General features: G+C 60.9%; 6 protein-coding genes. 2 read left to right on the forward strand and 4 right to left on the reverse strand.

Annotation, left to right across the window (positions count from 1 at the left end; translation table 11 throughout):
* Nucleotides 1-148: 148 nt before the first annotated feature.
* From AC0969_RS13750 to serB, 4 genes are all read right to left on the reverse strand, one after another.
* The gene (locus AC0969_RS13750) at nucleotides 149-1,693 is read right to left on the reverse strand and encodes a SpoVR family protein (RefSeq protein WP_479624711.1); all 1,545 of its coding nucleotides are present in this window, start codon (nucleotides 1,691-1,693) and stop codon (nucleotides 149-151) included.
* A 4-nt stretch (nucleotides 1,694-1,697) separates the two neighbouring features.
* On the reverse strand, nucleotides 1,698-2,969 hold the full coding sequence (locus AC0969_RS13755) for a YeaH/YhbH family protein (RefSeq protein WP_479624712.1): 1,272 nt from the start codon (nucleotides 2,967-2,969) through the stop codon (nucleotides 1,698-1,700).
* Nucleotides 2,970-3,116: 147 nt separating this feature from the next.
* Nucleotides 3,117-5,039, reverse strand: a complete 1,923-nt coding sequence (locus AC0969_RS13760; RefSeq protein ID WP_479624713.1) for a PrkA family serine protein kinase — start codon at nucleotides 5,037-5,039, stop codon at nucleotides 3,117-3,119.
* 143 nt (nucleotides 5,040-5,182) lie between these two features.
* Complete coding sequence (gene serB / locus AC0969_RS13765) at nucleotides 5,183-5,890, reverse strand: phosphoserine phosphatase SerB (RefSeq protein ID WP_479624714.1); 708 nt, start codon at nucleotides 5,888-5,890, stop codon at nucleotides 5,183-5,185.
* A 112-nt stretch (nucleotides 5,891-6,002) separates the two neighbouring features.
* On the opposite strand from serB, the gene AC0969_RS13770 reads away from it, so the two are divergent.
* Together AC0969_RS13770 and AC0969_RS13775 are read left to right on the forward strand one after the other, a co-directional pair.
* On the forward strand, nucleotides 6,003-6,593 hold the full coding sequence (locus tag AC0969_RS13770; protein ID WP_479624715.1) for a sigma-70 family RNA polymerase sigma factor: 591 nt from the start codon (nucleotides 6,003-6,005) through the stop codon (nucleotides 6,591-6,593).
* Between the two features lie 10 nt (nucleotides 6,594-6,603).
* Nucleotides 6,604-7,386, forward strand: a complete 783-nt coding sequence (locus AC0969_RS13775) for an anti-sigma factor (protein ID WP_479624716.1) — start codon at nucleotides 6,604-6,606, stop codon at nucleotides 7,384-7,386.
* Nucleotides 7,387-7,538: the final 152 nt, after the last annotated feature.

Consider the following 7,538-nt stretch of genomic DNA (forward strand, 5'->3'; position numbering starts at 1 on the left):
TTTAAACCATCCGGTTGGATGGTATGGGGATGTTTTTTGTAATGCCATTCCCTTGGTATGGGTAAATAGAATTTATAAGAAATAGGCCTCTAGCGCATATTTAATATGCGCAAGTAGCTATAAAAATAATAGCATTGATGGCATTTGCTCAGGGCGCTTTGGGCGCATCGTTGAGGCGGCGTTTTTCGCTTTGGTGTTCGGCAATCACCGAAACGTTGCCGTCGGCGCTTTGCCGCTCTAGCCGCACGTTGAAGCCCCACAGCGTGGCCATGTGTTTGAGCACCGTGCCGCTGGACTCGCCCAGCGGGCGGCGCTGGTGGGCGAAGTGGCGCAGGGTCAGCGAGCGGTCGCCGCGCAGGTCCACGTTCCACACCTGGATGTTGGGCTCACGGTTGCCCAGGTCGTACTGCTCTGACAATTGCTGGCGCAGGGCGCGAAAACCGCTGTCGTCGTGGATGCTCTGGATGTCCAGCGTCTTGCGGGCATCGTCGTCCAGCACCGAGAAAAAGCGGAATTCGCGCATCAGTTTGGGCGACAGGTACTGGGCGATGAAGCTTTCGTCCTTAAAGTTTTGCATCGCAAAGTCAAAGGTCTTGCGCCACTCGGAACCCGCGATGTCGGGGAACCAGGCGCGGTCTTCCTCGGTGGGCTCTTCGCAGATGCGGCGGATGTCGCGCCACATCGCAAAGCCCAGCGCGTACACGTTGATGCCCGAGAAATGCGGGCTGTTGTAGGGCGGCTGGTAGACCACGTTGGTGTGCGACTGCAAAAACTCCAGCATGAAGCCGTCGCCCAGGCGGCCCTCGTCGTACAAGGTGTTGAGCAAGGTGTGGTGCCAGTAGGTGGCCCAGCCTTCGTTCATCACCTGGGTCTGGCGCTGGGGGTAAAAGTACTGGCCGATCTTGCGCACGATGCGCACCACCTCGCGCTGCCAGGGGTCGAGCAGGGGGGCGTTTTTTTCTACAAAGTACAGCAGGTTTTCTTCCGGTTCCAGCGGAAAGCGGCGTTCTTCGCGGCTCTCTTCGGCCTCGGCGCGCGGCGGCAGGGTGCGCCACAGGTCGTTCACCTGGGCTTGCAGGTACTCGGCGCGTTCTTTGAGGCGGGTGGTTTCTTTCTCTAGCGACAACCGGGGCGAGCGCTTGTAGCGGTCTACCCCCAGGTTGCTCAGCGCGTGGCAGGCATCCAGCAGTTGCTCTACCGCCTCCAGCCCGTAGCGCTCTTCGCACTGGGCGATGTACTTGCGGGCGAACACCAGGTAATCGACGATGGCATCGGCGCTGGTCCACTGCTTGAACAGGTGGTTGCCCTTGAAGAACGAGTTGTGCCCGTAGGCCGCGTGGGCAATCACCAGCGCCTGCATGGGCAGGGTGTTTTCGTCCATCAGGTAGGCGATGCAGGGGTCGGAGTTGATGACGATCTCGTACGCCAAGCCCATCTGGCCGCGTTTGTAGCGGTTTTCGGTGGCCAAAAAGTGTTTGCCAAACGACCAGTGGTGGTAGTAGACCGGCATGCCGATGGAGGCGTAGGCGTCCATCATCTGCTCGGCGCTGATGACTTCGAGCAGATGCGGGTAGCCGTCCAGCCCGTAGCGTGCCGCCACTTCGCCGATGGCCTGGTCGTACTCTTCGATGGCCTCAAAGGTCCACTCGGAGCCCATAGGTAAAAGTTTCGGTAAGAGTTTCGACTTTGTCATGGGGTCAGGCCCTGCGTTTGAACAACTCTCGGAACACGGGGTAAATATCTGCCACGGTGGCGATGCGCTGCATGGCGAATGCGCCCTGTTTGCTGGCGGCCAGTTTTTGGTATTCGTCCCACAGGTTTTGCGGCGGACCGTCGGTTATTTCGATATAGGCAAAAAACTGGGTCAACGGCAGGATGGACTCCTCCAGCAAGGCCTTGCAGCGGGGCGAGTCGTCGTGCCAGTTGTCGCCGTCCGATGCTTGCGCGCCGTAGATGTTCCAGGCTTTGCTGGGATACCGGGCGGTGATGATTTCATGCATCAGCTTCAGGGCACTGGACACCACCGTACCGCCCGACTCGCGGGAGGTAAAAAACTCGTCTTCGTTGACTTCGGTGGCGATGGTGTGGTGGCGGATAAACACCACCTCGATGCGCTCGTAGTTACGCGTCAAAAACAAATACAGCAGCATGAAGAAGCGCTTTGCCACGTTTTTGCGGCCCTCGTCCATCGAGCCCGATACGTCCAGCAGGCAGAACATTACCGCCTGGGTGGTCGGCTGGGGCACGCGTACGCGGTTGTTGTAGCGCAGGTCGAAGGTGTCCACAAAGGGCAGGGCCTCGATCTTGGCGCGCAGCTTGGCGATGTCGCGGCGGGCTTGCTCCACCTCGGGGTCGTCTTCAGGGCGGGTGGCCAGCAGCTCCATCAGCACGGCTTCCAGCGCCCGGATTTGCGCCGCATACGGCCCGCCGATGGCAATGCGCCGCAACGCCGCGCCGCGCATGGTGCGGCTCAGGTTGATGTTGGTCGGCACCCCGGTTTGCACAAAGCCTGCGCGGATGCGGCGGTACTGCTCGATGCGGGTCAGCTGCAGTTTGACCAGATTCGGCAGCGCCAGTTCGTCGAAAAAAATGTCCAAAAATTCATCGCGAGTGAGGGTGAAGACAAATTCGTCCAGCCCCTCGCCGTCCTGGCTGGCCTGGCCCTTGCCGCTGCCTTTTCCGCCGCCGCTGGGCGGGCGCTCGACCTGGTCGCCGCGCAAAAACCGGTCGTTGCCGGGGCGCACCGTTTCCCAGACACCGCCTTTGCCGTGCTCAAACTGCGGCTCGCCGATGTCGCGGCCCGAAATGCCGATTTTTTCGCCGTTGTCCAGATCCTTGAGGCCGCGCTTGTTGACCGCGTCGGACACAGCCTTGCGGATCTGGCCTTTGAAGCGCTGGATGAAGCGGCTGCGGTTGACCGAGCTTTTGTGCTTGCTGTCGAACCGCCTGTCAACGATGCGTACGGTCATGGAGGCTCCGTTCAAATAAAACCGAACATCCGGCCCCCACCCCGGCCATCCCCCGGCGGGGGAGGGAGTGAAGCCGGGCCCCGCATTGCCCCCTCCCTCTTCGGGGGAAGGTTGGGGTGGGGGCGGGCGGTCATCCGCGATGCCCCTTCAAGAAGATTTGCGCACCCTTAAATACCACTCGCATAGCAGCCGCACCTGTTTCTCGGTGTAACCCTTCGTAATCATGCGGTTCACAAAATCCTGGTGCTTCTTTTGCTCGTCACCACTGCCCTTGGTGTTGAACGAGATCACCGGCAGCAGCTCTTCGGTGTTGGAAAACATCTTCTTCTCGATCACGGCGCGCAGCTTTTCGTACGAGGTCCACAGCGGGTTGTGGCCGTCTTGGCGGGCGCGGGCGCGCAGCACAAAGTTGACTACCTCGTTGCGGAAGTCTTTCGGGTTGCTGATACCGGCGGGCTTTTCGATCTTTTCTAGTTCGTCGTTCAGGGCGCTGCGGTCCAGCATTTCGCCGGTGTTGGGGTCGCGGTACTCCTGGTCCTGGATCCAGAAATCGGCATAGACCACATAGCGGTCAAAAATGTTTTGCCCGTACTCGGAATAGCTCTCCAGGTACGAGGTCTGGATTTCTTTGCCGATAAATTCGGCGTAACGCGGCGACAAAAATTCCTTGATGTAGCGCAGGTACTTTTCTTCCACCTCGGGCGGGTACTGCTCTTGCTCGATCTGCTGCTCCAGCACGTACATCAGGTGCACCGGGTTGGCAGCCACCTCGCGGTGGTCGAAGTTGAAGACGCGCGACAAAATCTTGAACGCGAAGCGGGTGGACAGGCCGGTCATGCCCTCGTCTACCCCGGCAAAGTCGCGGTACTCCTGGTAGCTCTTGGCCTTGGGGTCGGTGTCTTTGAGGTTCTCGCCGTCGTAAACCCGCATCTTCGAGAAACTACTAGAGTTTTCAGGCTCTTTCAGCCGCGACAGCACCGAGAACTGGGCCAGCATGCGCAGCGTGTCGGGCGCGCAGGGCGCTTGCACCAACGACGAGTTTTCTACCAGCTTTTCGTAGATGTGGATTTCGTCCGACACGCGCAGTGAGTACGGCACCTTGACGATGTAGATGCGGTCTAAAAAGGCCTCGTTGTTGCGGTTGTTCTTGAAGGCCTGCCATTCGGCCTCGTTTGAGTGGGCCAGGATCAGCCCGTCGAACGGAATGGCACCAAAGCCTTCGGTGCCCTTGTAGTTGCCCTCTTGGGTGGCGGTGAGCAGCGGGTGCAAGACCTTGATGGGGGCCTTGAACATTTCCACAAACTCCAGAATGCCCCGGTTCGACAGGCACAGCCCGCCCGAATACGAATACGCATCGGGGTCGTCTTGCGAATAGGTTTCGAGTTTACGGATGTCGATCTTGCCGACCAGGGCCGAGATGTCCTGGTTGTTCTCGTCACCCGGTTCGGTTTTGGACACGGCAATTTGCGACAGCACCGAGGGGCGTAGCTTGACCACCCGAAACTGGGTGATGTCGCCGCCAAATTCTTGCAGCCGCTTGACAGCCCAAGGACTCATGATGGTGCCCAGGTAGCGGCGTGGAATCTTGTAGTCGGACTCCAGCAGGTCCGCATCCTCATTCGGGTTGAACAGACCCAGCGGCGACTCGTGTACCGGCGAGCCCTTGATGGCGTAGAACGGCACCTTTTCGATCAGCGCCTTGAGCCGCTCGGCGATCGACGATTTGCCGCCGCCCACCGGCCCCAGCAGATACAGAATTTGCTTCTTTTCCTCCAGCCCCTGCGCGGCGTGGCGGAAGTAGGCGACGATGTGCTCGATCACCTCTTCCATGCCGTACAGGTCTTTGAAGCTGGGGTAGACCTTGAGCACCTTGTTGGCAAAGATGCGCGACAAACGCGGCTCTGTGCGGGTGTCTACCAGTGCGGGCTCGCCGATGGCCATCAGCATGCGCTCGGCCACGCTGGCATAGGCCGATGCGTCCCGTTTGCACAACTCCAGGTAGTCTTGAACCGACATTTCCTCTTCCTGTGCCGCAGTAAAGCGGCCTTGGTAGCGGGTGAAAATGGTCATGGCATTCTCCTAGTGTTGTGCTGTTGGGGGGCGTATGGGTCTGAGTCGCAAGGCTCGTGGGAAGTTCTTCTTTTAAGTTTTAAATCAGCTTGGAAATCATCATAGAGCCTTAGCCCGGATGCGTGTGCAATAGGGGCACTGCTTTAGTGCAGTATCTCCAGCAGCCGGTCCAAGCCACCGGAATTGATAGCCACCATCGCCTGGGCGCGCACGGCGGGCTTGGCGTGGTAGGCCACCGACAAGCCTGCCACGCCCATCATGGGCAGGTCGTTTGCGCCGTCGCCCATGGCAATCGCCTGGTGCGGGCCAATGCCTAGTTTGGCGCAGGTTTCCAGCAGCATCTTGCGTTTTTCTTCGCCGTCGCAAATGTCGCCCCAGGGCTGGTCTACCAGGCGGCCGGTGAGCAGGCCGTCCACAATTTCCAGCTGGTTAGAGCGGGTGGTGTCGATGTGCAGCAGGTCGCGCACGCGGTCGGCAAAAAACGTAAAGCCGCCGCTGACCAGCAGCACCTGCATACCCGCCGTCTTGCAGGCCGCCACCAAGGCGGCGGCTCCCGGGTTGAGTTGCAGGCGCTCGGTGTAGACCTGCTCCATGCTGGCCGCGCTCACGCCTTTGAGCAAGGCCACGCGCTGGCGCAGACTGGCTTTGAAGTCGGTGATCTCGCCGCGCATCGCCGCTTCGGTAATGGCCGCTACCTCGGCCTTGCGGCCTGCGGCATCGGCGATTTCGTCTACGCATTCGATGTTGATCAGGGTCGAATCCATGTCGAAGGCGATGAGCTTGAAGTCGCTTAAACGCAGCGGCGGCGTGATGCCTTGGAGGACGAGACCGGGGGGGATTTCTTGGGACATGGAGCAGGCACAGTTTGAAAGATCGCGTATTTTGCTTGACGTAGGCGGGGCTTGAATCCAATCGCCCATGCACTGCGTAATAGGTGCACAGATATGTCTCACAATCCGCTGCATGCGCCCACCCACCACCATCCCCTTGAATCCGGACACTGAACTCATGGACCTGCTCGACCGCGTTGCCCGCCGGGATGCCCTCGCCCTGAAAGCCCTCTACGAGCACACTTCGTCCAAGCTCTTCGGCCTGGCCATGCGCGTGGTGGGCAAGCGCGAATGGGCAGAAGACGTGCTCCAAGAGGCTTATCTGACCATCTGGCGCGTAGCCGGTGATTACCGGGCCAGCCTCAGCCCGCCGATGGCCTGGCTGGGCCTGATTGTGCGCAGCCGGGGGCTGGACTTTTTGCGCCGCCGTACCGCCGACCGCAGCGGCGTGACCCAAGAACTCGACGAAGTGATGGCCGAGACGCTAGAGGGCGACAGCCCCAACCCGATGGACACCACCCACGCCAGCCAGCAGGCCTGGGCGCTGCACCAGTGCATGGCCCGGCTGGAAAATCGCCAGCGCGAGGTGGTCAGCCTGGCCTATCTGCGCGACCTGAGCCACGGCGAACTGGCCGCACAGCTCAAGCTGCCGCTGGGCACGGTAAAGACCTGGATCCGGCGCGGGCTGGAGCAGTTGCGCACCTGCATGGCGCGGTTTGCGTAAGGAGCGAAGCATGCATTTGCCCCAACACCCCGAACTTTTAGACAAACTGGCCGCCAGCTACGCCCTGGGCACGCTGCGCGGTGGTGCCCGCCGCCGCTTTGAAGCCCTGGCCCGCGAACAAGCCCCGGTGCGCGCGGCGGCCCTCATCTGGCAGGCCCGCATCGGCAGCGTGGCCGAGTTGCAAACCCCGGCCGAACCCGCCCCGGCGGTGTGGACGCGCATCGCCAACCTGGTGCAGGCCGACCAGGAGCAGCAGGCGATGGCTGCCGCCCGTGTGCCCGATGCTGCCACGGGCTGGCTGCGCAACCTGTTTGTTTGGCGCGGTGCGGCTGCTGCGGGGCTTACGGCTGCCGTGATCGCCGTGGTGGTGGGCGCAGACCAACGCACCCAATTACGCATGCAACTCGGGGCGCAAATCGCCAGCCTGCAAACCCAGTTGCAAGCCGCCCCGCAGATCGAATACGTGGCGGTGCTGGCCGATGGACGGGCCGACGCGTCCATGTTGGTTACCTTCGACCCGAAGAGCAAAAAGCTGCTGCTGCAACGCGTGGGCGGCTACCAAGAAGCCAGCGACAAGTCGCTCCAGCTCTGGGCCTTGCCGCCCAAGGGCGGGCCGCGCTCGCTGGGCGTGCTGGGGGGCGACAAGCTCTTGCGCCTGACCGCTGCCGAGGGCGATGTGCGCGAAGTGCCCACCCTGGCCATCAGCCTGGAGCCCAAGGGCGGCGTGCCGAGCGCAGGTGGCCCCACCGGGCCGGTGCTGTTCACGGGCGCGTTGATCCAGAAGATGCTGTAGTGGGAATTTAAGGCCTATTTTTTAGGCATTAAATGGGCTCTCTTCCGTTTCGGGTGGCGCACCACGGGCTAGAAAATTGTGTTGACATCCAATCCCAAAGGAGAAACACAAATGCAAGAAGCGTTATTTTGCCAAGCACTGGGACTGTCAGC

This window comes from Rhodoferax sp. LB1P47 (genome assembly GCF_056521445.1).

Excerpts from the sequence above, each read along its gene's own strand:
- AC0969_RS13750 (WP_479624711.1), bottom strand. The coding sequence starts at position 1,693 with ATGACAAAGTCGAAACTCTTACCGAAACTTTTACCTATGGGCTCCGAG.
- AC0969_RS13755 (WP_479624712.1), bottom strand. The coding sequence starts at position 2,969 with ATGACCGTACGCATCGTTGACAGGCGGTTCGACAGCAAGCACAAAAGC.
- AC0969_RS13760 (WP_479624713.1), bottom strand. The coding sequence starts at position 5,039 with ATGACCATTTTCACCCGCTACCAAGGCCGCTTTACTGCGGCACAGGAA.
- serB (WP_479624714.1), bottom strand. The coding sequence starts at position 5,890 with ATGTCCCAAGAAATCCCCCCCGGTCTCGTCCTCCAAGGCATCACGCCG.
- AC0969_RS13770 (WP_479624715.1), top strand. The coding sequence starts at position 6,003 with ATGCGCCCACCCACCACCATCCCCTTGAATCCGGACACTGAACTCATG.
- AC0969_RS13775 (WP_479624716.1), top strand. The coding sequence starts at position 6,604 with ATGCATTTGCCCCAACACCCCGAACTTTTAGACAAACTGGCCGCCAGC.